Source organism: Acinetobacter sp. DSM 11652, from assembly GCF_900109815.1.
GTDB lineage: Bacteria > Pseudomonadota > Gammaproteobacteria > Pseudomonadales > Moraxellaceae > Acinetobacter.
Genome location: NZ_FOBK01000003.1, coordinates 210195 through 232677, shown reverse-complemented (window position 1 = coordinate 232677; position 22483 = coordinate 210195). Strand labels below are relative to the sequence as shown.

Annotated in this window: 26 protein-coding genes; 9 read left to right on the top strand and 17 right to left on the bottom strand. The window is 38.7% G+C overall.

The window, feature by feature from the left end:
* Window positions 1-60 precede the first annotated feature (60 nt).
* The 4 genes from argA to BMW42_RS14710 all read right to left on the bottom strand — a co-directional run bounded on the left by argA (window position 61) and on the right by BMW42_RS14710 (window position 2955).
* Window positions 61-1413, bottom strand: coding sequence for an amino-acid N-acetyltransferase (gene argA, locus BMW42_RS04805; protein ID WP_035264904.1), 1353 nt, complete (start codon window positions 1411-1413; stop codon window positions 61-63).
* Between the two features lie 150 nt (window positions 1414-1563).
* Window positions 1564-1941 (bottom strand): RcnB family protein, encoded by a 378-nt coding sequence (locus BMW42_RS04800; protein ID WP_035264902.1) that lies wholly within the window; start codon window positions 1939-1941, stop codon window positions 1564-1566.
* A gap of 179 nt (window positions 1942-2120) precedes the next feature.
* Window positions 2121-2519, bottom strand: a complete 399-nt coding sequence (locus BMW42_RS04795) for an RcnB family protein (RefSeq protein ID WP_092766593.1) — start codon at window positions 2517-2519, stop codon at window positions 2121-2123.
* 280 nt (window positions 2520-2799) lie between these two features.
* Window positions 2800-2955, bottom strand: a complete 156-nt coding sequence (locus BMW42_RS14710; RefSeq protein ID WP_171076739.1) for a hypothetical protein — start codon at window positions 2953-2955, stop codon at window positions 2800-2802.
* Between the two features lie 220 nt (window positions 2956-3175).
* On the opposite strand from BMW42_RS14710, the gene dapB reads away from it, so the two are divergent.
* Both dapB and BMW42_RS04785 read left to right on the top strand, forming a co-directional pair.
* On the top strand, window positions 3176-3997 hold the full coding sequence (gene dapB / locus BMW42_RS04790) for a 4-hydroxy-tetrahydrodipicolinate reductase (RefSeq protein ID WP_035264896.1): 822 nt from the start codon (window positions 3176-3178) through the stop codon (window positions 3995-3997).
* A gap of 55 nt (window positions 3998-4052) precedes the next feature.
* Window positions 4053-4703, top strand: a complete 651-nt coding sequence (locus BMW42_RS04785; protein ID WP_092766592.1) for an START domain-containing protein — start codon at window positions 4053-4055, stop codon at window positions 4701-4703.
* An 18-nt stretch (window positions 4704-4721) separates the two neighbouring features.
* Here the strand turns inward: BMW42_RS04785 and BMW42_RS04780 are convergent, their stop codons facing one another.
* The gene (locus BMW42_RS04780; protein ID WP_092766591.1) at window positions 4722-5132 is read right to left on the bottom strand and encodes a hypothetical protein; all 411 of its coding nucleotides are present in this window, start codon (window positions 5130-5132) and stop codon (window positions 4722-4724) included.
* 94 nt (window positions 5133-5226) lie between these two features.
* On the opposite strand from BMW42_RS04780, the gene BMW42_RS04775 reads away from it, so the two are divergent.
* Window positions 5227-6669: an aminotransferase-like domain-containing protein gene (locus BMW42_RS04775; RefSeq protein WP_092766590.1), complete on the top strand. Its 1443-nt coding sequence runs from the start codon at window positions 5227-5229 to the stop codon at window positions 6667-6669.
* A gap of 5 nt (window positions 6670-6674) precedes the next feature.
* On the opposite strand, the gene BMW42_RS04770 is transcribed toward BMW42_RS04775, so the two are convergent.
* The 7 genes from BMW42_RS04770 to BMW42_RS04740 form a co-directional block, all read right to left on the bottom strand.
* Window positions 6675-7244, bottom strand: a complete 570-nt coding sequence (locus tag BMW42_RS04770) for a DNA-3-methyladenine glycosylase I (RefSeq protein ID WP_035264883.1) — start codon at window positions 7242-7244, stop codon at window positions 6675-6677.
* Between the two features lie 18 nt (window positions 7245-7262).
* Window positions 7263-7508, bottom strand: a complete 246-nt coding sequence (locus tag BMW42_RS04765) for a hypothetical protein (RefSeq protein ID WP_035264881.1) — start codon at window positions 7506-7508, stop codon at window positions 7263-7265.
* Between the two features lie 29 nt (window positions 7509-7537).
* A complete protein-coding gene (locus tag BMW42_RS04760; RefSeq protein WP_035264946.1) occupies window positions 7538-8062 on the bottom strand; it encodes a M23 family metallopeptidase in 525 nt (174 codons plus the stop codon).
* A gap of 59 nt (window positions 8063-8121) precedes the next feature.
* The gene (gene mutY / locus BMW42_RS04755; RefSeq protein WP_416224315.1) at window positions 8122-9153 is read right to left on the bottom strand and encodes an A/G-specific adenine glycosylase; all 1032 of its coding nucleotides are present in this window, start codon (window positions 9151-9153) and stop codon (window positions 8122-8124) included.
* A gap of 106 nt (window positions 9154-9259) precedes the next feature.
* Window positions 9260-9628, bottom strand: a complete 369-nt coding sequence (locus BMW42_RS04750) for an HIT family protein (RefSeq protein WP_265596980.1) — start codon at window positions 9626-9628, stop codon at window positions 9260-9262.
* 62 nt (window positions 9629-9690) lie between these two features.
* Entirely contained in the window at window positions 9691-10428 is a 738-nt protein-coding gene (locus BMW42_RS04745) for a dienelactone hydrolase family protein (protein WP_092766589.1), read from the bottom strand.
* A gap of 228 nt (window positions 10429-10656) precedes the next feature.
* The gene (locus tag BMW42_RS04740) at window positions 10657-10815 is read right to left on the bottom strand and encodes a DUF1328 domain-containing protein (RefSeq protein WP_035264869.1); all 159 of its coding nucleotides are present in this window, start codon (window positions 10813-10815) and stop codon (window positions 10657-10659) included.
* 190 nt (window positions 10816-11005) lie between these two features.
* On the opposite strand from BMW42_RS04740, the gene BMW42_RS04735 reads away from it, so the two are divergent.
* The 3 genes from BMW42_RS04735 to BMW42_RS04725 all read left to right on the top strand — a co-directional run bounded on the left by BMW42_RS04735 (window position 11006) and on the right by BMW42_RS04725 (window position 14130).
* On the top strand, window positions 11006-11458 hold the full coding sequence (locus BMW42_RS04735) for a YcgN family cysteine cluster protein (protein ID WP_092766588.1): 453 nt from the start codon (window positions 11006-11008) through the stop codon (window positions 11456-11458).
* A 110-nt stretch (window positions 11459-11568) separates the two neighbouring features.
* Window positions 11569-12753 (top strand): PQQ-dependent sugar dehydrogenase, encoded by a 1185-nt coding sequence (locus BMW42_RS04730; protein WP_092766587.1) that lies wholly within the window; start codon window positions 11569-11571, stop codon window positions 12751-12753.
* A 102-nt stretch (window positions 12754-12855) separates the two neighbouring features.
* Entirely contained in the window at window positions 12856-14130 is a 1275-nt protein-coding gene (locus tag BMW42_RS04725; protein ID WP_092766586.1) for a replication-associated recombination protein A, read from the top strand.
* 420 nt (window positions 14131-14550) lie between these two features.
* On the opposite strand, the gene purC is transcribed toward BMW42_RS04725, so the two are convergent.
* Genes purC through dapA form a run of 3 tightly spaced genes read right to left on the bottom strand, consistent with a single transcriptional unit; the run spans window position 14551 to window position 16830 of the window.
* Window positions 14551-15270, bottom strand: a complete 720-nt coding sequence (gene purC / locus BMW42_RS04720; RefSeq protein ID WP_092766585.1) for a phosphoribosylaminoimidazolesuccinocarboxamide synthase — start codon at window positions 15268-15270, stop codon at window positions 14551-14553.
* Window positions 15271-15307: 37 nt separating this feature from the next.
* Window positions 15308-15913 (bottom strand): lipoprotein-34 precursor (NlpB), encoded by a 606-nt coding sequence (locus BMW42_RS04715; RefSeq protein WP_092766584.1) that lies wholly within the window; start codon window positions 15911-15913, stop codon window positions 15308-15310.
* A gap of 17 nt (window positions 15914-15930) precedes the next feature.
* Complete coding sequence (gene dapA, locus BMW42_RS04710; protein ID WP_092766583.1) at window positions 15931-16830, bottom strand: 4-hydroxy-tetrahydrodipicolinate synthase; 900 nt, start codon at window positions 16828-16830, stop codon at window positions 15931-15933.
* A gap of 681 nt (window positions 16831-17511) precedes the next feature.
* Here dapA and mhpT point away from each other — a divergent pair.
* The 3 genes from mhpT (at window position 17512) to BMW42_RS04695 (ending at window position 20534) form a co-directional block, all read left to right on the top strand.
* The gene (gene mhpT, locus BMW42_RS04705) at window positions 17512-18720 is read left to right on the top strand and encodes a 3-(3-hydroxy-phenyl)propionate transporter MhpT (protein ID WP_035264856.1); all 1209 of its coding nucleotides are present in this window, start codon (window positions 17512-17514) and stop codon (window positions 18718-18720) included.
* 143 nt (window positions 18721-18863) lie between these two features.
* A complete protein-coding gene (gene pncA, locus BMW42_RS04700) occupies window positions 18864-19517 on the top strand; it encodes a bifunctional nicotinamidase/pyrazinamidase (protein WP_092766582.1) in 654 nt (217 codons plus the stop codon).
* A gap of 51 nt (window positions 19518-19568) precedes the next feature.
* On the top strand, window positions 19569-20534 hold the full coding sequence (locus BMW42_RS04695) for a bile acid:sodium symporter family protein (protein WP_092766581.1): 966 nt from the start codon (window positions 19569-19571) through the stop codon (window positions 20532-20534).
* 6 nt (window positions 20535-20540) lie between these two features.
* On the opposite strand, the gene BMW42_RS04690 is transcribed toward BMW42_RS04695, so the two are convergent.
* A complete protein-coding gene (locus tag BMW42_RS04690) occupies window positions 20541-21005 on the bottom strand; it encodes a DUF523 domain-containing protein (RefSeq protein ID WP_035264844.1) in 465 nt (154 codons plus the stop codon).
* 201 nt (window positions 21006-21206) lie between these two features.
* Window positions 21207-22478 carry a type VI immunity family protein gene (locus BMW42_RS04685; protein WP_092766580.1) on the bottom strand — a complete coding sequence of 424 codons (1272 nt, stop codon included), beginning with the start codon at window positions 22476-22478 and terminating at the stop codon, window positions 21207-21209.
* Between the last annotated feature and the right edge of the window lie 5 nt (window positions 22479-22483).

Sequence of the window (22483 nt, the reverse complement as noted above, 5' to 3'; positions counted from 1 at the left end):
GAATATCGATATATAAAAGAAAGATAAAGCAGTTCATAAGGGTGCAATAAAAAAGCCACTTTAGAGTGGCTTTTTACAAACAATTGAGTTTCTTTGGAAATTATAAAGTGCCTGACGCGCTTGTGGTAAGTCATCCACCGATGCTTTGACAAACCCTTGTTCCAAAAACCAATGTGCGGTTCGTGTCGTAAGAATAAATAACTGTTGGATATTAGACTTTTTTGCTTTCTCTTCTAAATAGTGCAAGATTTGGCTACCACGATTTGATTTGCGGTAACTTGGATGTACTGCCACACAGGCTATTTCTGCAGAACGAATTTCATTTGATTCAGTTGGTATTGGATATAATGCTGCACAAGCCAGAACCATACCGTCACGTTCAATCACAGCGAAATGATCAATTTCATTTTCCAAGCGTTCTCTAGAGCGGTATACCAAAATGCCTTCTTGTTCTAATGGGCGTAATAAACTGATTAATCCACCGACATCCTGAATCGTCGCTGTGCGGACTTCTTCATAATGTGCATCGGTGATCATCGTGCCATGCCCATCACGAGTAAATAATTCTTCGATTAATGCACCATCATGTTCATAAGATAATAAATGAACGCGGTTAACGCCATTTAAAGAGGCTTCCTTGGCATTTTGTAAATGCAATGCCAATTCATAATTTTGCTCTAAAGCAACGTCAATATGTTGATCTAGCTGATGCGGGGTCACTTCGCGCAACAACTGCTGTGGGCTTTGCATTAAACCTTGTTCGGAACCGAGAAAAATGAGTTTATCGGCACCGAGTTGGATAGCTGTTTTGGTCGCCACTTCTTCAGCAAGCAAGTTATAAACTTCACCAGTGGTTGAATAACCTGAGGGGCCAAGCAATACAATATTGTGATTGTCCAAATGTTTTTGAATCGCATCTGCATCGACTGAACGCACTTCACCGGTAAGTTGAAAATCGATACCGTTACGAATGCCATAAGGTTTAGCTGTTATAAAATTACCAGATACCACATCAATGCGAGCACCATACATAGGTGAATTTGCAAGTCCCATAGACAATAAGGCTTCGATTTGTAAACGGATTGAGCCTACGGCAGACATGACCGCACCTAATGAGTCACGTGTTGTTACTCTACGATGATTATGAAAAGGACTATCTAAATTCTTCTCAGCAAGATTTGCACTGATTTGTGGTCGTGCTCCATGAACCAGAATGAGTCGAATGCCGAGAGAATGTAAAAGGGCAATATCATGAATAATATGTTGAAAATTTGGTGATTGAACTGCTTCGCCGCCAAACATTAAAACGAAGGTTTTATTACGATGGGCGTTGATATACGGCGCTGAGTTTCGGAACCAATGCACATATTGCTGTGTCATATTTTGAGTTGTATCTATTGAGTCCGATTGCATGCATGTACCGATAGAAGCGGGAAGTGGTCATCAGATTCTAAACAAAAAAATGATTTTCCACACCTGCATTAAAATAAAGACATAAAAAAGCCCAAACTGAGTTTGGGCTGAGTGCAGGGAAGATCAATTTGAGAAGATCTAGGAATAAGCTTATCCGATGATACGCACGATGCGATCTGTACGCTCATTCACTAAGACATAGTCTCCATTAATTTTGTACCACTGCTGGTTACGCGCCGCTTTAGGTAGATTCTTCGCTTGACGATCACTTAACTCAAATTTTGAAGAGTTGAATTGACGTGGTAACTGTTGACCTACTCGCCATTGACGGCTTGGATTTACATTTTGGAAGCCACGATTTTGTTCATAGCGGTCATGTTGATATTTCCCAGGCTGACCTTTATTCCAATGCGCTGGTGGTGGAGTTGGTTTTGAATAGTGACGACCATCGTCATGTGGACCAGCCATCGCAGATGTTGCCAATAAACCACTCATTGCTAATGTAAGTACTGATACTAACTTTTTCATGTGGGATACCTCTAACTTTGTTATTTATCCGATATCGCTAAAGTACAAAATGATTTGAGATAAACCGTGGAGAGATATAGTCAATTTGTGAAATGTATGAAGAAGTGATGAAGATGAATGATTAGGATTGAACTCAACAAAAAACCCGACATGAAGTCGGGTCGATTTAAACGTCAAAATTAATCTTGCTGGATTTTCAAAATGCTATTGCTGTTTGAATCCACCAGAATAAAGTCATTATTCACTTTGTACCATTGTTGGTTTTTACCAGGTTTTGGTAGGTTATGATCTTTATATTCGGTTTTATAACTATTGCCACGATAGTGTTGAGGCATGACGTAGCCAGTTTGCCATTTATGTTGACGTAAACGTTTTACGCCACGCTCTTCTCTGTTTTTACGACGATCTTGGAACTCTTGATCTGATGAAGCATCATATTGAGTACGTTTCTCAAATCCTTTACCACGTTCACGTGAACCTTTATCTTGGTAGTCATCAGAGTAAGGAGCAGCATTGGCAATATTTGCTGTAAATATTGCACTTAAAGATAATGTCAAAACTGTCATAATCTTTTTCATATTCCGCCCTCGTTGACCTTATAAATTGGGGTTCACACTAATGTACTGAAAAAATGCAGAGAAACTGTGAAGATAGAATGTAATTTAGATTAAAAATAACGAGATAATAAGAACATATTTTAATAGGAATGAAAATAGAAACCGATGCTTTAGCTGAGCAATCAATGCTTTGAGCAATTTTAAATTTTGAATCCTAATATGATTTTTAAATTGTAAATATTTTAATAACACAGAAGATGATTTTCTTTTAAATAAGAAAAATCATCTGATCCGTTTCATCTCAGTGCCACTGATTATGATATTCCTGCAATTGTTGAATAGCTTCGATAATGATCCACGCAGTTTCGGCATGATCTAAACCTTGAACTAATGAAGCATCCAACTGTAACTGTTCGATCGTTTGGATCGTTGATAATTTTCGAGCTTGGTCTGCCATATTATTTCCTTATAAAAGTGTTGAATTTCATGGCATTGATCATAGTTAAAATTTATAAATATAAAAAACCGAATATTTTTCTCAATTTAATCTGATTATTCGATTAATGTTCGAATCAAATGCTTAGAAGACAGCATAATTTTTTATATCGATAAACTTAGCGTATGTATAGACTTTTGTTATAGTAAGAACAATTTTAAAGCAACACTAGGAATAGGTTATGTCTGTCGCTCCGCGTATTGGGATTTTAGGTGCTGGTGGCCGTATGGGTCGTACATTGATTCAAGCAGTTCAAGATGCTGGTTATCAATTAGCAGCAGCGGTAGAGCGTCCAGGCAGTAGCCTTATTGGCGCGGATGCAGGCGAATTAGCGGGTATTGGTACACTTGGTGTGAAAGTCGTGGGTGATATCCAAGATGTTTTAAATGATTGCGATGTATTTATTGATTTTACTGCACCAGTTGCAACTGAACAGCATTTGAAACTGTGCCGTGAGGCTGGTGTTGCATTAGTGATCGGTACGACGGGAATGAACGATGAGCAAAAAGCATTTTTAGATGAAAGTGCAACGATTGCTCCTGTAGTGTACGCAGCAAACTACTCCGTAGGCGTGAATGTATCCATTAAACTTTTAGAATTAGCATCTAAAGTCTTTGGTGACAGTGTCGATATTGAAGTGATCGAAGCACATCATCGTCATAAAGTTGATGCGCCATCAGGTACTGCTTTAATGATGGGTGAGGCGATTGCTGATGCATTAGGTCGTGATTTGAAGCAAGATGCTGTGTATCACCGTGAAGGGCATACTGGTCCTCGTGAACGTCAAAGTATTGGTTTCCAAACCATTCGTGGTGGCGATATTGTGGGTGAACATACGGTAATGTTTATTGGTGAAGGTGAACGTGTAGAAATCACACATAAAGCCACGAATCGCATGAATTTTGCTGCAGGTGCAGTACGTGCCGCTGCTTGGGTTGTAGGTAAAGCACCGAAAAAATATGACATGAAAGACGTTTTAGGCTTCAACGATATCAAAGTTTAAGTTTAAAAATACTGCGTGATCATCTAAATAATAATGTTAAATATGAAGAATAAAAATGAAGAAAATTTCTATGATCTGCTTGCTTGTCAGTGCCATTGGCCTGACAAGCCAAGTTCAAGCCAATGAAGCCTCTCGACTCACCATTAACAAAAACAATATTAAAGTGTGGACGATGCAAAATCCTGATCATCCTGTGTTGTCCTATCGTGCTGAAACAGTAGTGGATGCTTCACTCGAAAGAGCAGTTGCAATAGTTTTGGATGTGGAAAATGCAAAATCATGGGTACCCAATGTCGGTTCAGCACAGGTGATTTCTCAAGATTTGAAGCAAGGGGAATTTAAACTCTACATGGTGTTAGATTTTCCATTTCCTTTGAAAGATCGAGATCTGATTGTGCAAGGGAAAATGTATAAGGATTCAAAAGGTATTGTTCATATTAAGAATAAAGCTTCGCAAACGGGAAAATCGAAGAATCCTCAGTATATTCGGCTGCAACACTATGTTGGAGACTGGAGCTTTGAACAGATTGGACCGAATAAGGTGAAGGTCAGCACTTCAGGATATGCGGATCCAGAAGGTGCAATTCCACAAAGTGTGACCAATATGTTTGTACAACAGCAGCCTTATCAAATGTTGCAAAAAATGAAAACTGAATTAGCAAAATCTCAATCTGCGCAGATATCGTTACCAGATATTTTGAAATAATGACTTTATATCAGTCATTTAATCATTTTTCAAAGTGTAAGCTGTAAATTGCTTTAACTCTGCTGCTTGAGGCAAATGAAAACTCAAAATTGGTTGCTTAGTCTTAGACGTCTGATCCAATAGAAAAACTTGATAGATTTGTTTTTTGGAATCATCACATTGAAAATTTAAATTTTTTTGTGTGGGGCTATTGAGCTTGACTGCATGATCAGAAGACACGGTGTAGAGGTAAATTTTCTGCTGATCTGGAGATTCAATACTTTTTGTAAAACGATAATGACTGTTGTGTGTCACTTTTAAGAATCCATCAATTAACGATGTACAAATAAATTTTTGCTCAAGTGCAGCTTGATCGATCGCACGCTCTGGTTGGCAAGCTGTCAAAAGTGTTACCAAGGGTAATATCAAATATAATTTATCGTTGTTCATGTGGCCTCCTGTGTTTTTTTAGCTGTAAGACCATCATAAATTTGCTAGGTTTATAGATACAGATACACACATTTTATAAAAATGAGCACAGTTCATGTTTCAGTATCAAATCTTAGCCAAACATATCAAACAGAAAATTCTGAGTGGAGAACTGTGTTCAGGACAGAAGCTCATTTCTCTTCGGCAATTTTCAGCATTACATGCCGTCAGTTTAAATACAGCAAAAAATTGTTATACATTATTGGAATCGGAAGGGCTCATTACTGTTAAAAATAAATCGGGTTATTTTGTTCAACATTTGAAATCCAGAAACGATCCGCCAGTATTGCCTTATCATCGTGAATTTGAAGTTGAAGCAAAGGATATCAGTAACTTAGATTTGCAAATTGAAATACAGGAGTCTTCAACCAATAATCGATCAATTCATTTAGGTGCAGTACAAATCTCTCCAAATCACGTGCCTGTAGACGCAATCCGAAAGTCAATTCAACGTGCTTTAAAACACAGTCAACCTGAAGATTTCCTTTACAGTAATCGACAAGGGCATTTGAGATTGAGACAAGCTTTATCAGACCATTGGGCTGAAGATGGGTTTTATATCAATCCAGACGAGATTTATATCACCAATGGCTGTATGGCTGCGTTATCACTCGTGGTTCAGCTCTTGACCAAGGAAGGGGATGGCATTGTGATTCCAACCCCAAATTTTAATGGTCAATTACAGTTGTTAGGGACACTGAAACGCAAGTTGATTGAGATACCTGCAAATGTGGATGGTTTTGATTTAGAACGTCTAGAAAGAGCTATGCAGCACCCCGATACCAAAGCCTGTCTATTGACTGTGAATTATCAAAATCCACTAGGATTTGAGCTTTCAAATCATGATAAGCAGAAAATTGTGCAATTGGCTGAACAATATCAATGCTATGTGATTGAAGATGATATTTATGCTGAATGTAGTTTTAATTTACAACGACCTTTACCGATTAAGCATTGGGATGAAGCAGGCTATGTCATTTTATGCAGTTCAATATCAAAATCATTGTCCAGCGCATATCGAGTAGGTTGGTTTTGTTTACCGCCAAGGCTTAAACATTTACATCGTCAAATTGTCATTCAAAATGTCAGTGTGAATACACCTTTGCAATTGGCTTTGGCTGACCTGATGTATAGTAGAGCCTATCGTGAGCATCTACTTCGATTAAAACCAAAATTAAATCATCAAGTTGATGCATATCGAAAAACGATATTAAACGCTTTTCTCGGGATCGATATTGGGTTAAGTCAGCCGGATGGTGGTTATGTTTTATGGCTGCAATTGCCGACACATATTGATGGTTTAGAACTCTATTATGCCGCACGTCAATATGGTATTAACATTGTTCCCGGTGATGTTTTTGGAGAAGAGCGCCGTTATAAAAATTATATTCGCTTAAATGCAGGGCATGAACTGACTCATGAAATTCATGACTCCATCGTGTTTTTAGCGGATTGGGTGAAACAAAAAATGAGGTCATCATCCCAAGCACCTTCTTAAAAAGATTATGGCGCTAAACTAAGCTTTTTAAAGCAGTGATTTTCATGATCATCAATCATTCCTACCGCTTGCAGATAAGAATAGATAATGGTTGGACCGACGAATTTAAAACCGTTCTTTTTTAGAGTTTTAGACAGTTGCAGGCTTAATTCGCTTTGTGTTGGTGCTAAGCGATAGTCTGGCACAGAATGAACTTTGGGTTGATGCCCTACAAAACTCCATAACCATTTGACCATATCAGGCATGATTTGGCGCATATTCAACCATGCTCGAGCATTATCTCGAATCGCCTTTAGTTTACCTAAATGACGAATTATGCCCGGATCTTGTGCTATTTCGATTAAATGCTCATCTGTAAAAGTCGCAATTTCTTCAATGGTGTATTGAAAGAAATGATATCGATATCGCTCGCGTTTTTTTAAAACAATAACCCAAGCGAGTCCTGCTTGCTGACCTTCTAAACAGAGCATTTCAAATAAGGTGTGTTCATCATATACAGGCACACCCCATTCTTGATCGTGATAATTAATATAAATCTGCTCATCGGAGCACCAGCCACAGCGTTGAATCGTCATGCGAATGCTCCAGAGTGATCAAATGGTAAAAGCAACCCACTGATCGTTTTGATTGTCCCAAAAGAACAACTCTGCTTGTTCTAAATCTGAAAAATTAATCCAGAAATCTTTACCTGCTTTATCCGCAAAACCAGTGCTAATCAACAGAGCTTCTTCAGTAATTTCCATAATCCAGCCCTGATGGCTTTGTCCATTTAAGACAATACGTTGTTGATTGCCAGATTCTGCAAATTCAACTAGACGATTAATCAAGGCTTCTGACATGAAAACTTCCTAAAAATAAAAACTTTAATTTAACGTAAATAAGGGTATGGATTGACAGGGCCTCGACCGCGACCATCTAAGTAAATTCCATAATGTAAATGAGGGGCAGTATGTCGAGCATTACCCGTATTGCCGACATAACCAATATGGTCACCTCGTCGCACGAAGTCACCCTCATTGAGACCTTTTTTATGCTGATCTAAATGCGCATAATAATGCCAAGAACCAGCGGGTCCTAAAATCCAAATGACTTTCCCACCCAGCTTATTATCGCGCATACTGCGAACAATTCCATCAGTTGCACTATAAACTTTTGTACCACGAGCCGCCAAGATATCAATGCCTTCATGTGTTCGACCGTGACTTCGTGATGCACCCCAAGTGTCTGTCAGTTGTCTCGCTTTTACACCTTGTACTGGGATAGGTAATTTTCGATCCAAAGGAAGCATATGTAAGCGAGCAACGAGGGTTGGATCAAGCGGCGTTTGTTTTGGAGGTTGGCTACTGCAGGCGACAAGTAAAATAGCTACACTTAGGATGATGTAATGTCGCAAATACTTAGTCACTCGAACTCCTTGATATGATACAGCCACACTTATTTGAATCGACTATGTCACAAATTCACGGCTGAGATCAATTTTTTCATCGCAGTTGGAATGCCCATTTCTGTTACAACTTGTGGAGCGAGCCATTCACCTCCTAATTCTGTTTGGAGGTATTCCATCTGGTCGAGATCAACATGGAAAATATGTGCATTCAGTAACCAGGTAAAGTGGGTGAAACTGTGTGAAATTTGAGTTGGTAATTGATTACTCACCAAACCATATTGCTGAGTCAATTGACTAAATTCTGAAGTTTCATCAATGATGGGTAAGGTCCATAAACCACCCCATAAGCCTGAATGCGGACGTTGTTGCCATAACCATGTATTTTCAGTACTTCGCAGTAATAAAACATCCGCAGTCTTTATAGGCACTGCTTTTTTTGGCTTTTTAAATGGTAACTCTTGTGTCAGACCCTGCTTTAAAGCTTGGCATTCTGACTGCATTGGACAGTACAGGCAAAGTGGTTTTTTAGGAGTACAAATTGTTGCACCCAAATCCATAATGGCTTGCGTGTAATCATGGTTGCGTTGTTCAGGACAGAGTTGCTCGGCTAATTCCCACATTGCACGTTCATGGACAGGCTTTGATAAATCATCTTCAATGGCAAAGAAACGTGCTAAAACACGCTTAACATTTCCATCCATTATCACGCCGTATTTGCGTAATCCAAGTGACATCAATGCACCAGCAGTTGATCTACCTATTCCTGGCAGGGCCATCCAAGCTTCTAAAGTCTCTGGAAAATGTCCATTTTGACTTACGATTGTGGCTGCTTTATGCAGGTTGCGAGCACGCGCATAATAGCCTAGACCTGCCCAGTAAGGAGCAACTTCATCCCAAGTAGCACGACCTAAATCGGTGACCGTCGGAAAGCGCTCAATAAAACGATCATAGTATTTCAGAACAGTTTTCACTTGGGTTTGCTGCAACATAATTTCAGAGACCCAAACTTTGTAAGGATCATCTGCGACTTGCCATGGCAGGTCATGTCGACCATGTACATCAAACCAATCCAGTAACGCAGTTGAAAAAGAAAACATGAAAATACCATTAATACAATCTGTGCTCAGTATAACCAATCTAGGCAAAGACCTTTTAAAAAAGCATGAAAAAAGGCGCATATTGCGCCTTTTTGTAAAATCAACATTACTCTTGAATAATGCCCCAACGACTATCTAATTTAAGCGGTTGGTTTTTGTAACGAGGAATAATATGGATGTGTAAATGTTCCGACTCTTCATCGCCAAAAACTTTGCCATCATTAAAAGCGATATGAAAGCCTTCCGGATGATGACGGATTTTTAACTCGTTACGTGCCAGTTCTAACAATGACTGTAAACTTTTACGCTCTTTATCGGTAATTTCAAAAAAAGAACTCACATGACGTAAAGGAATAATAACGGAATGTCCTTTAGTCAACGGCTGCTGTTCTGGCAAAATCACACCGAATTCATTTTTATCAATCACATCATATTCATCGTGATTGCAATAAGTACATTGTTCACTCATCCTTATATTCCTCTTATATTTTATCTTCTTTCTTCAATAATCTTAGCGCTAATAAACTTTGAAAGTAATTAATCTAAGTGACGCGACAGTAACTCATACATCGCAGCTAAGCTTTTTTCCTCAGCTTCAGCGTTATAACCGAGATCTACATCATTGGCTTTTGCCCGTTCATCAGCTTGTGGATTGCTAAAACCATGTTTTGCATCCTCAAAGATAATGACCTCATGTGGCACCTGAGCTGCAAACATTTCTTCTTTAAATTGTGCCACATCATCTAGCGTGACCATGCTATCTAGCTCACCATGCAAAACCAGAATTTCAGCTTTTACTTGACCTTGTTGAGCAGGTGTTTGCGCAGATAAATTAGCATGGAAGGTAGCAACTGCTTTTAAGTTCGCACCAGAGCGAGCAAGATCTAAAACAACTTTTCCGCCGTAACAAAAACCAATCGCAGCTAATCGAGTTGCGTCAACTTCAGGCTGTGCAGATAAAGTGTCTAACGCAGCTGTAGCGCGTTGTACAATCGTTTCAGGCTGTGCGAAAGTTTGCATCATCCACTCATTTGCTTGAGAAGCTTCAGTGGTTACCTTTTTGTCGCCGTACATATCAATGGCAAAAGCAGCATATCCTTGTTCTGCAAGTTCTCGAGCACGTTGTTCTGTATATTCATTACGACCCCACCACTCTGGGGCTACAATAATACCTGCAGCTCCTGAAGAGTTTTCAGGTGCGGCAAAATAACCAATCAATTGAGTACCATCTGCCGCTTTATACTGAATTTCTCTTGTTTGAATTGCTGAAGTCATTATTGAAAGTCCTTTCGTTTATGAAAATCAGCAAAGATTAAAGCATAAATGTTTTCCGAAGTGATGAATTTGTAATAAGAAAGTAAAATCAAATGTGAGAATTTATGAAAGATTGGAATATATAAAACGCGTATCAATGAACAGATAAAAAGAAATAAAAAAGAAGAAGGAGTACCTTCTTCTTTTCATCAATCTTGTGTTTTCAATTTAATCTAGTGATTTAGAACACTAGACTTTGCCTCTTGAGATAAAGCCTACAATTGCGAGAATCACTGCAATCACAAGTAAGATAATTGCGAAATCTTTAGATAAGCCTGCTACACCACCAAACCCTAGCAAACTTGCTATCAATGCAATCACTGCAAAAATAATCGCCCAACGGAACATTTTGATTCTCCATAAATTTTTATTAATGTTCATTCAGTATAAGAAAATAAACTGAGCAAAATGTATACAAAGGGTATTTTAACGTAGAGTATTGATATTCTTTAGTTAATCAACTGTAACTGAGATTGATGAAATTTTATGAGAATTATTAGTGATATACTGACTCAAATTTTTGATATTTAGCTGAATCATGAGCACATCTTTACGCCCTGAATTTTGGAAACATTATTCACTGTTTGAAATGAACCAAGCAGAATGGGAGGCACTGTGTGATGGTTGTGGTATGTGTTGTTTGGTTAAATTAGAAGATGATGAAACCGAAGAAATCGCATATACCAAAGTTGCGTGCAAACTTCTAGATTGTCAGACGGGGCATTGTTCAGATTATGAAAATCGTCAGGTGCATGTACCTGACTGTATTCAGTTAACGCCTGAAAAATTACAACAAATACGCTGGCTACCTCCGAGTTGTGCATATCGACGTATTAATGAAGGTAAAAAGCTACCGAATTGGCATCACTTGGTGACAGGCAATAAACAAAGTGTGATTAGTGCTCGAAAATCTGTAGCAGGTCGTTGTATATCTGAACAGCTTGTTAATGAAAATGAAATAGATGAATACATCGTGCGGTGGGTACGCTAGTACATTCAATTGCTAGACAACACATATTTTGTAATATAAAAACACTTTTAAAATGATCATTGCCGTTTAATCCTTGAGACTGATATTCAAGGATTTAAAAAGGGAAAGGCATGTTAAAAGCTGCAAAACTGATTTGGATTGTTGGTTTGAGCGGAATCATAATGGCGTGTCATGCCAATCAAAATAAAGCCAGTGAAGCACAGAATCCGCAGGAATCAACAGTCAAAAACGAGAATTCAAAAGCTCAAGAACAACGATATCAAGTTGAAAAAATTGCTCTATTTAATGAACCATGGGCGATTGCAACTTTACCAAATGGTCAACTGTTAATTACAGAAAAGTCAGGCATACTTAAGTTGTTTGACCCACAATCAAAACGTAGTTTTAACGTGGCTGCTGTGCCTCAAGTTGCTTATGGCGGACAAGGTGGGTTAGGTGATGTTTCGATTCATCCTAATTTCAATAATAACGCTTGGTTATATCTCAGTTATGCCGAAGAAAAAAATGGATTGTTTGGTGCAGTGGTAATCCGAGCGAAATTGGATTTATCGAATATCGAAGCACCGAAACTGACGGATATCGAACGCATATGGGAGCAAGTCCCTAAAGTGTCGGGTCAGGGGCATTATGCACATCGTATAGTGTTTGACCAGCAAGCGAATTTATGGATTAGTTCAGGGGAACGGCAGAAGTTTCAGCCTGCACAAGATATGCAGTCTAATCTAGGTAAAATTGTATATTTGTATGATGATGGTCGTGCTCAAGAATCTAATCCATTTGCCAAGCAAGGTGGTGTCTCAGCGCAGATTTGGAGTTTAGGTCATCGTAATCCTTTAGGTATGGCATTTGATCATCAAAATCGTTTGTGGGTGGCAGAAATGGGCCCTAAAGGTGGCGATGAGTTCAATCTTATTGAAAAAGGTAAGAATTATGGCTATCCAATTGTATCTAATGGTGATCACTATGATGGGAAACAGATTCCGAATCATGAAACGCGACCTGAATTTATAGCCCCTAAACTTGATTGGTCTCCAGTGATTTCACCCTCGAGTCTGATTTTTTATAAATCTAACTATTTTCCACAATGGAAGAACAAAGCCTTAATCGGTGGATTATCATCGAAAGCCATTATTGTGGTAGATCCACAATCTGAACCTGTACGAGAAATTCAGCGCTTGGATATGGGGGTTCGAGTACGAGACTTGCATGAAGCGAAGGATGGCACAATTTGGGGAATAGAAGATGGACCGCAAGCTTATTTATTCAAATTAAAAGCAAAACTCGAATCTGAGTAAAATGAAAAATGTTGAATAGTGATGGTTGTTTTGACTATTAATATTGGAATTTGACTATTACATAGTAGACTAGTCAACAGCACTTTGAGATCTATAAAAAATATGTCCGATACACAAATTCCGCTACCTGAACGCTTACGTCCACGTGATTTGTCTGAGATTATCGGACAAGATCATTTACTTGGTGAAGACGCACCTTTACGTCAAATGATCGACCAAGGACATTTACCTTCGATTATTTTTTGGGGGCCTCCAGGGGTCGGCAAGACCACCATTGCGCTATTGTTAGCTCAAGCTGTAGATCGTACTTTTATTAGCTTGTCTGCACTCAACACTGGTGTTAAAGAGCTTCGAGAAATCATTGGGGAAAGTGGCGATCTCATTGTGCCAGTGGTTTTTATTGATGAAATTCATCGCTTTAATAAATCTCAACAAGATGCCTTACTGAGCGCAGTAGAAAAAGGCAAGATTACTCTGGTTGGTGCAACCACAGAAAATCCTTCTTTTGAAGTCAATAATGCTTTGTTGTCGCGCTGTCAGGTGTATACGCTGAATGCATTATCTGAGCATGATATTCAACATTTAATTGAACGTGCACTCAAGCAAGACCAATTTTTGAAAGACCGTCATATTCACATCGAAGAATATGATGCATTAATTCAATTTGCCGCAGGCGATGCTCGTAAAGCACTCAATTTATTGGATCTCATTGCGAGCACATTTGAAGCTGATGTTGAAAATATTGTCACCAATGCCATCGTGGTAAAAGTAGCTCAACAAAATATTGCGCGATATGACAAATCTGGTGAGCAGCACTATGATTTAGTCTCAGCTTTCATTAAATCAATTCGTGGAAGTGATCCTGACGCTGCACTATATTGGATGGCGAGAATGTTAAAGGGGGGGGAAGATCCAGTCTTTATTGCGCGTCGGATGTTGATAGCCGCTTCGGAAGATATTGGAAATTCTAATCCTAATGCGTTGTTATTGGCTGGGGAGTGTTTTAGGTCCGTTCAAGCGGTTGGGATGCCAGAATGCCGTATTATTTTAGGACAATGTGCAGTGTATTTGGCCACAAGCGCGAAAAGTAACAGCACTTACTTAGCAATCAATAAAGCATTAGAGTTGGCTGAACGTACGTCAAATCTTCCAGTTCCATTGCATTTAAGAAATGCTCCAACCAAGTTAATGAAAGAGCAGGGATATGGTGTAGATTACTTATATCCACATCACTATCCAGAACATTTCGTGTTGCAGGATTATATGCCTCCAGAGCTGAAAGGCACCAAATTGTACGAATCAGCTCGTAATAAGCGTGAAGTCGAAGCAGAGCGTTTACAGCAGCGACGTTGGCAGCAAGAGCAGCAACAACAATAAAAAAAAAGCCCAGTTCTATAGGAAGCTGGGCGAAAAGCGATTCATCTGGTCGGCAACTACAGTCTCTCTCTTGAGCCACCAACTCCTGTAGTTGCCTGGTATAAAAATATATTAGTTGAACTTAGTGATATTGTAAAAACGATCATTTTAATAAATAGCATTAATTTATTCGATTAATGGGGGTAAATTTAAAACAAAAACAACAATTGAGTTTTTTAATGATCAATGACCCAAATTTGTCATCTTATTTAAATATCGATTCGATAAATTAATAGCATTACCAATGAGGAGAGAGCATTGGTAATGCGACTTAACAAAAATAATGAATGTATAACAATAATTTGAAAATATAAAAATAATATCAACAGATACAAAAAAGCCGAGTCATATGACTCGGCTTTATTTTATCTAAATTTTGATTTAGATATCAGAAAGGTCAACACCGATACGTGTAGCAACTTCTTCATAAGCTTCAACCACACCACCTAAACCTTGGCGGAAACGGTCTTTATCTAATTTTTTCTTGGTATCTTTGTCCCATAGACGGCAACCATCTGGAGAGAACTCATCACCAAGAACGATACGGTCATGGAACACACCAAATTCAAGTTTAAAATCAACTAAAAGCATGTTGCCTTGAGCAAAAAGATCTTTTAACACTACGTTTACTTGGTGAGTTAACTCTTTCATACGCTCAAGTTGTTCAGCAGTAGCCCAACCTAAAGCAATGGCTTGAGATTCATTCACCATTGGGTCGCCCAAAGCGTCATCTTTGAAAAATAATTCAAATGTAGGTGGTGTAAGTTCTAAACCTTCTTCAACACCCAAACGACGGCAAAGCGAACCAGCTGCATAGTTACGGATTACACATTCAACTGGAATCATGTTTAACTTTTTAACCAAAACTTCGTTTGGTGTTAAAAGTTTTTCGAAATGAGTTTCGATACCTGCAGCTGCAAGTTTTTCCATGATAAAGGCGTTAAAACGGTTGTTCACCTTACCTTTGCGATCTAGCTGTTCGATTTTTTCGCCATTAAATGCTGAGGCATCATCACGAAAGACTAAAATCAGGTGGTCTGCACTATCGGTTTCATAAACGGATTTAGCTTTACCAGTATAGAGCAAGGTTTGTTTTAACATGGTGGAACCTTTTTCAGAAAAAATATGCCTAGAACGACTAGGCTGGCCAGTTTTGATAAATCTGGGTTAACAGGCTCGCAGCTTTTTGTTTGTCTGCAAACGCGTTAGTTGGGGTAAACACGGCCAAGGTATGACTCGAACCTACAGATGTCAGTTTAAGCACTAAACTTTCACCATCCACTTGAATTGTCGCGGAATGGGGATTCTTAGGTTGATTGACAAAGTTGTAGTTGAGGCTACTGAGGGTGGCGATTGTGTATTGCCAAATTGTAGCAGAATTTCCGTCAATTTTGATCAACGGATTGCCATTTCCATCAGTTAAAAGTTGTGGACGACCGACAGCAGTTGATTGTTCACTCTCAACAGGATTAGAAACGGTTGGTGCCACATTAGGACGAGGTAGCTCAAAACGATTACCTCGCTTATTAACCATTTGTGGCGCATTGTCTATTGCAAGCTGTTCAACAACAGGCGCTGGATAAAGCGGTGTTGCTGGTCTAACCATTGAACCTTCAGGGAATTTAAGCGGGGCTTGTGCAGTAGATTTTTTATAATCGAGTGAACCATTATCGATACCAATCGTACTACAACCGACCATGCTGAGGGCTGAAAGGGCAAGGGGTAAACCAAAACGTAGTTGCATAGTTGTTAAACTCTTCTTTAAATAATGCTCGCAGCTTTTAATGCATCACGCAGTGAAGCTCGATATTGTTCTGCTAATGGAGTAAGTGGTAAACGGATACCTGTACCAATTAATCCCATTTCATGAAGTGCCCATTTCACAGGAATTGGGTTTGATTCACAAAATAGAATTTCGTGTAAATTTGCAACTTGATCATTAATTGCTTTTGCTTGAGCTGCATTACCCACTAAACCAGCGGCACACACTTGGCTCATTTGCTTTGGAGCAACGTTAGCGGTCACAGAAATATTACCTTTCGCACCATGCTCAATCAGTTGATATGCTGTTGCATCATCACCTGAATAGACCACCATATCTTTGCCTTCAAGTGCTTTTAAAAGCTCAGCACCGCGAGGAACATCACCTGTTGCATCTTTAATCCCTACGATTTGAGGAATATCAGCAAGACGAACTACAGTTTCATTGCTCATATCAACGCCAGTACGGCCAGGTACGTTATAAAGAATTTGCGGTAAATCAACAGCTTCAGCAATTGCTTTGTAATGCTGATACAAGCCTTCTTGAGTCGGTTTGTTATAATATGGCGTTACTAAAAGTGCAGCATCTGCACCAAGCTCTTTAGCTTCTTTGGTAAGCTCAATCGCTTCATGCGTTGAGTTTGCGCCTGTGCCGGCAATAATTGGAATGCGTTTATTGGCTACACGAATGATTTCTTTGATCACTTGAGTGTGTTCAGCCATGCTTAAGGTCGAAGCTTCACCTGTTGTTCCCACGGCAACGATACTATTTGTACCTTGTTCAATGTGCCATTCAACAAGCTTCTCGAGACCCTTCCAATCAACAGTTCCATCTTCAAACATTGGAGTGACGATTGCGACGATTGAGCCTTGAATTACCTGAGCTTGCTGAGTAGTCATTTTAAAACACGATCCTATTTTTCCATCCAGTGAAGGTTGAGAAGCGAAGTTTGGATGGGTATGTATTTTGATTTATATCACGATCCAATATGCCTGCATACTGGATAATGCGTATGCAAATTATGAACTAAGCAACCAATAAGAACAATATGAATTCACTTCAGTCAAAAAAAAGTTTAGTTAAAACAAGTAACTTTTTTTAAAAAAAGCAATTTTAAGACCTTATGGTTAGGCATTTAAATAACAGTGAAGATAGATGTTCGTCTATGAAAGTATTGCGGATAAAAATGAAAATTCGAACTAAAATCTGACCAATTTACCCTGAATTAATAGCTTATATCACTTACATCAGATTTAAGATGTATGTATATAAAGGTGAATAAACTAATAATTTTTAAATTATGTGATTATTATAATTTATAAAACGTCTTAATTTTTTTACTTAAAGGTTAAATTATTCTAATACTTACAGATTTTATAATAGATTTTTCTTGGTTTTTTTTTAAATAAAAAAAATAATTAATCGTTTTGAAGACTAGAATTTATTTTGGTTGGCAAGAGGTATGAAATTTAATCTTATTTTGATTACATTTTATTACACCATTTGATAACTCTCACTTTCATTGACTTACATAGATAATCGGGCATCGGACTCAAATGCTGATGAGAGAGGGAAGTTCAATGCAAGAATCAGTAAGTAACAAACATGCAATTTTGACGGTAGGTATCTGCTTCCTCATTGCAGTAATTGAAGGCTTAGATATTCAGGCTGCAGGTATTGCAGCTGCGGGTATTCGTGAACATTTTGGTTTAGATAGTTCACAATTAGGTGTGTTTTTTAGTGCTGGTATTTTAGGTCTGTTACCTGGGGCACTGGTAGGTGGGCGTATTGCGGACCGTATTGGTCGTAAAACAGTTTTAATTTGGTCTGTTGCTGTTTTCGCTGTATTCACTTTATGTACGGTATGGGTAAATAGTTTTAACAGTTTATTGGCTGTACGTTTCCTTGCAGGTGCAGGGCTAGGTGCAGCAATGCCAATTCTCATCACTTTGGCTTCTGAAGCAGTAACCCCACAAAATCGTGGTCGTGCTGTAGGGCTAATGTACTGTGGTATGCCTGTCGGTGCTGCGATCTTATCTTTAATTGCAAGTACAGATTTCGGTGCTAATTGGAAAAATATTTTCTATCTTGGTGGTTTATTACCATTAATTGTTATACCAGTGATGATGAAATTCTTACCTGAATCTAAAGAATTTTTGAAAACGCAAAATAGAACTGAAGCTGAAATTGCAGAAGCTCCACAAGGTTCGTTTAAAGATTTGTTTAATTCACAGAATCTTCTTCGTACGATGTTCATCTGGTGTAGCTATTTCTTCACGCTCATGGTGGTTTACATCATGCTCAGCTGGTTACCTTCTCTATTCCAAGAATTAGGTTTTTCGAGAAAAGAAGGTGCGACAGCGCAATTCTACTTCATGGTAAGTGCTACTGTAGGTACTGTGATTTTAGGTGTATTAACTGACCGCTGGAAAAAAGCTTATGTGATCTTGTTAATGTACGGTGGTATTTTGGCTGGCCTTCTTGCGTTGAATGCAGCAAGCTCACTCACACAAATGTATTTGGCTTCAGCATTGGTTGGTGCTTTCGTGATTGGCTGTCAAGGTGTGCTTTACGCATTTGGTGGTATTGTGTACCCAACAGAAGTACGTGGTACAGGTGTTGGTGTAGCATCGGCAGTAGGTCGTATCGGTGCTATGCTTGGGCCAGCAATTGCAGGATCATTGTTAACGGCAGGATTTGGTGCAGCAGGCGTAATCTCTGCAGCAATCCCTTGTATTATTATTTCTGCGATCTTCATGTTAATGTTGGTACGTCGTATCCAGAATTAAGACAAAAACATAGATTAAAGCCTGCTTGATGCAGGCTTTTTTTATAGAGTTTTCTTATCAAATTTTCTACTCAAACAATTGTAGTTCTCATGATCCTATGCAATAGTCCCTAACAATTTCAAAAATATTGGGAGCTGAAAAGGATGTTCCAACCACAACAAAGTGCACTTATCGTTGTTGATGTTCAGAATGGATTTACCCCTGGGGGAAATTTGGCGGTAGCGAATTCAGATCAAATTATTCCAACCATTAATTCGCTTGCTCAGCATTTTGACAATGTTGTCCTTACCCAAGATTGGCATCCTCAAAACCATATTTCATTTTTTGAAAACCATCCTGGAAAGTCTGCTTATGAGACGATTGAATTAGCTTATGGTCGTCAGGTGTTATGGCCATCACATTGTGTGCAGGGTACACATGATGCAGATTTCCATCCAGAGTTGAATATACCCAAAGCGCAGTTGATCATTCGTAAAGGTTTTCATCCGCATATTGATAGTTATTCTGCCTTTTTAGAAGCTGATCATCGAACATCGACTGGCTTAGCAGGATATCTGCATGAGCGTGGAATTCGTGATGTCTTCATTGTCGGGATTGCCACTGATTTTTGCGTGGCTTGGACAGCAATTGATGCTGCAAAATTAGGTTTTAATAGTTATGTCGTGTCAGATGCGACCAAAGGCATCGATTTAAATGGTTCTTTACAACATGCATGGCAAGAAATGCTTGCACAAGGTGTGAAACGAATTTACGCCAAAGAACTAATGACTCTCAGGCATTCAGCGCAGACCATTTAAAGGTCATGGTTCAAGATCATACGTCGTTAATCCAATAAGTGAACTTTTTAAATGAAAGCCATCAATCAATTCTTGCAGAAAACCTTTGCGCTGTGGGTACTCCTTTTTGCAGGAATTGCCATGTATATGCCAGAAGCTTTTATTTGGCTTAAGTCTTATATCACTTGGATGCTCGGGATTATCATGTTTGGCATGGGAATGACCCTGTCGTGGGAAGATTTTAAAAGTGTTCTCAGTCAGCCTAAGGCGGTTGCCATTGGGGTGGGTGCTCAATTTATAGTGATGCCATTATTGGCATGGGGCCTGTGCATAGCATTTCGATTACCCGCTGAAATTGCCATTGGCGTACTCCTTGTTGGATGTTGTCCCGGAGGTACAGCATCTAACGTCATTGCTTATATGGCAAAGGCAAATGTGGCTTTGTCCGTCGCGTGTACCTCAGTTTCAACGATGTTAGCACCTTTGCTGACACCATTGATTTTTTATCTCTTAGCGAGTCAGTGGATCGATATAGATGCGGTAGCAATGCTTGTATCGGTAATGCAAGTGATTTTGTTCCCTATCATTTTAGGGGTGATCGTGAGCGGTCTATTTAAGCAAAAAATAGATCAATATATTGAAATGATGCCTATGGTTTCAGTCATCGCGATTGTATTGATTGTGGCTGCGATTATTGCTGGAAGTAAAGTGCAAATTTTACAGTCAGGGTTACTGATCCTTGCTGTTGTAATTTTACATAATGGATTAGGATATTTTATAGGTTATTGGGCTGCAAAATTATTGCAGCTCAATCAAGCAGATGCTAAAGCAGTTTCGATAGAAGTAGGGATGCAAAATTCTGGCTTAGGCGTTGCTTTAGCTGCTGTTCATTTTGCGGCAACCCCCATTACAGCACTTCCAAGTGCAATTTTTAGTTTGTGGCACAATATTTCTGGACCCGTCTTGGCAAGTTATTGGGCGACGCGTGACAAAGCTCACCTTAAAAAACATGAATATGACGATGATGTGATTAAGTAGCTGATTTTATTTCATTAACTGATCTAGAAATTCTTTTTCAGTCATGATGTGAATACCATGTTGCTTTAAAAGCGCTGCTGTAACACCGTCCGCATTTATTTTTGACCCCGAAAAAGAGCCATCATAAATCTGACCAAAACCACATGATGGACTTTTAGCTTTCAAAATCGCATGAGTAATCCCATGTTTTTTCGCAAAAGCTAAGGTCTGTTTGGCACCTAAAATAAATGCTTCGGTAACATCTTTTCCCGAAAGATCAAATACTTTTGCATGGCCACTCAAAACATCGGAGCCTGTTCCTTTTTGAATTTCAGCAGGGGCTCTGGGAGTGCTAAGTCCTCCAGAAATTTCAGGGCAGATTACGACGGCCTGATCGGTATCAATCAGCGTTTTAATTTTTTCTTGAAGGCAATGTTGACCATCGTAGCGAACTGGATGTCCGACTAAACATGCACTGATAAGATATTTCATTTGATAAAAAAAAGACCGATAATTTTCATTATCGGTCTTTTTGTACAAAAGTAATAAAGTTTCATACTGATCTCAATCTATCTTATTGATATTTCAACTTCGTAATAAGTAGAAGAAAAAATAAAGTTTCATACTCAGCTCTATCTTTTCTTCTATTTTTACTCTTTATCGAGTAATAAAGTTTCATACCCAAATAAGAGGTCAATAGTTAAATTCTTCGAAGAGAGTCCATTCGATTTCCATTGTTTCTAAAAGCTCGCCATGCTGACCTAATTTTAAATAATATGGTGCAATATCGCCTTTATTCAAAATAATGTAACTTCGGTGATCGTTTTCTCTACTGTCTGGCTCTTCAAAAGGCATAGGCTCATTCCGGACATAATCGTAATCATCTTCATATCGATATCGTCCAGAAATTTCACATATGTGATTCGTTGATAGCTTTACTATGGATTTAGGTTTTCTAGATTTGGCTGTTGAAACTAAATCGTTCCATACTCTTTCGTGATCAAAACGACGCATCCATAAATCAGTTAATGGGATATCGAAACTTTGGTCATTTTCTCCTAAATAGGTAGCATCCCCCATGGAGCCGTAATTGCCATCTCTTAAAGGCCGAAGAATATGATTTAGTTTTAAGTAGCCTTGTGGATCTGGTGTTCCATTAGGTATGAGTTCAGGGTAATCAGATGCTTGAATAAGGACGCCATTAGCAATAGTTTGAAATCGAAGTTTTGCTTTTGTTAGGGTATCTTGAAGCTTTAATGCACCCCCGATTTTTTCTGAAAGATCATTACTCACGAAGGTAAGCCAATCAAAACCGCGTATACCGTATGGCATTCTCATAGTATCCCAAGAGTCTTCAATATAGATGCCTTTAAAGTCCCTAGCCTGAGATACAAGATCTATTTTTACGCCTTCATCACTAAAAGGTGTAGCAGCTTGCATCCCACTCACCATATACCATGGTCTAAGCTGTTGTAAGCAGTATTGATTGAATCTTAAAATTTCATCGTGTGTTGTTTGATTAAAAAAAAGATCCCTAGGTAATCTGAAATACAAAATATTTCCGTGTTGAATTTGCCAAGCTCGATTAGTCAACAATGAAAATACGTATCTATTTGCATATTCAATTTTGTCATCTTCAAAGCTGCCATCTGCTACGTACCATTCAATAACTTCATCAGGATCAGCACGTTTAGTTATTACATCTTGAAGTGATGGAAGATTGCTTATTTTTTTTTGCTTCCAATCTGTTAATGGATCAAAGCCCCATGTGATATGGCCTCCCCAGAGCTCAATATATTTTGTATAACAGTTTAAGATTGCTTGGCGGATTTCAGAAGTATGTCCATTCCAAAAGTAAAAACAAGACTGGAAATGCACTGAAAGTACAGTTTCCCCATGATCTCCATAGTCATAATTGATATAATCTGCATCATCTACAATTTTTTCAAAATCTGAACCGTTCATTATTC

Bases quoted from the DNA above. Each gene is read 5' to 3' on its own strand.
- BMW42_RS04775 (WP_092766590.1), top strand. From the start codon at position 5,227: ATGTTTCAGTATCAAATCTTAGCCAAACATATCAAACAGAAAATTCTG.
- dapB (WP_035264896.1), top strand. From the start codon at position 3,176: ATGTCTGTCGCTCCGCGTATTGGGATTTTAGGTGCTGGTGGCCGTATG.
- BMW42_RS04785 (WP_092766592.1), top strand. From the start codon at position 4,053: ATGAAGAAAATTTCTATGATCTGCTTGCTTGTCAGTGCCATTGGCCTG.
- purC (WP_092766585.1), bottom strand. From the start codon at position 15,270: ATGTTAAAACAAACCTTGCTCTATACTGGTAAAGCTAAATCCGTTTAT.
- BMW42_RS04695 (WP_092766581.1), top strand. From the start codon at position 19,569: ATGAAAGCCATCAATCAATTCTTGCAGAAAACCTTTGCGCTGTGGGTA.
- mhpT (WP_035264856.1), top strand. From the start codon at position 17,512: ATGCAAGAATCAGTAAGTAACAAACATGCAATTTTGACGGTAGGTATC.
- BMW42_RS04800 (WP_035264902.1), bottom strand. From the start codon at position 1,941: ATGAAAAAGTTAGTATCAGTACTTACATTAGCAATGAGTGGTTTATTG.
- BMW42_RS04690 (WP_035264844.1), bottom strand. From the start codon at position 21,005: ATGAAATATCTTATCAGTGCATGTTTAGTCGGACATCCAGTTCGCTAC.
- BMW42_RS04735 (WP_092766588.1), top strand. From the start codon at position 11,006: ATGAGCACATCTTTACGCCCTGAATTTTGGAAACATTATTCACTGTTT.
- dapA (WP_092766583.1), bottom strand. From the start codon at position 16,830: ATGACTACTCAGCAAGCTCAGGTAATTCAAGGCTCAATCGTCGCAATC.
- BMW42_RS04745 (WP_092766589.1), bottom strand. From the start codon at position 10,428: ATGACTTCAGCAATTCAAACAAGAGAAATTCAGTATAAAGCGGCAGAT.
- BMW42_RS04740 (WP_035264869.1), bottom strand. From the start codon at position 10,815: ATGTTCCGTTGGGCGATTATTTTTGCAGTGATTGCATTGATAGCAAGT.
- BMW42_RS04770 (WP_035264883.1), bottom strand. From the start codon at position 7,244: ATGACGATTCAACGCTGTGGCTGGTGCTCCGATGAGCAGATTTATATT.
- BMW42_RS04780 (WP_092766591.1), bottom strand. From the start codon at position 5,132: ATGAACAACGATAAATTATATTTGATATTACCCTTGGTAACACTTTTG.
- BMW42_RS04725 (WP_092766586.1), top strand. From the start codon at position 12,856: ATGTCCGATACACAAATTCCGCTACCTGAACGCTTACGTCCACGTGAT.
- BMW42_RS04730 (WP_092766587.1), top strand. From the start codon at position 11,569: ATGTTAAAAGCTGCAAAACTGATTTGGATTGTTGGTTTGAGCGGAATC.
- BMW42_RS04795 (WP_092766593.1), bottom strand. From the start codon at position 2,519: ATGAAAAAGATTATGACAGTTTTGACATTATCTTTAAGTGCAATATTT.
- BMW42_RS04685 (WP_092766580.1), bottom strand. From the start codon at position 22,478: ATGAACGGTTCAGATTTTGAAAAAATTGTAGATGATGCAGATTATATC.
- BMW42_RS14710 (WP_171076739.1), bottom strand. From the start codon at position 2,955: ATGGCAGACCAAGCTCGAAAATTATCAACGATCCAAACGATCGAACAG.
- argA (WP_035264904.1), bottom strand. From the start codon at position 1,413: ATGCAATCGGACTCAATAGATACAACTCAAAATATGACACAGCAATAT.
- BMW42_RS04715 (WP_092766584.1), bottom strand. From the start codon at position 15,913: ATGCAACTACGTTTTGGTTTACCCCTTGCCCTTTCAGCCCTCAGCATG.
- pncA (WP_092766582.1), top strand. From the start codon at position 18,864: ATGTTCCAACCACAACAAAGTGCACTTATCGTTGTTGATGTTCAGAAT.
- mutY (WP_416224315.1), bottom strand. From the start codon at position 9,153: ATGTTTTCTTTTTCAACTGCGTTACTGGATTGGTTTGATGTACATGGT.
- BMW42_RS04765 (WP_035264881.1), bottom strand. From the start codon at position 7,508: ATGTCAGAAGCCTTGATTAATCGTCTAGTTGAATTTGCAGAATCTGGC.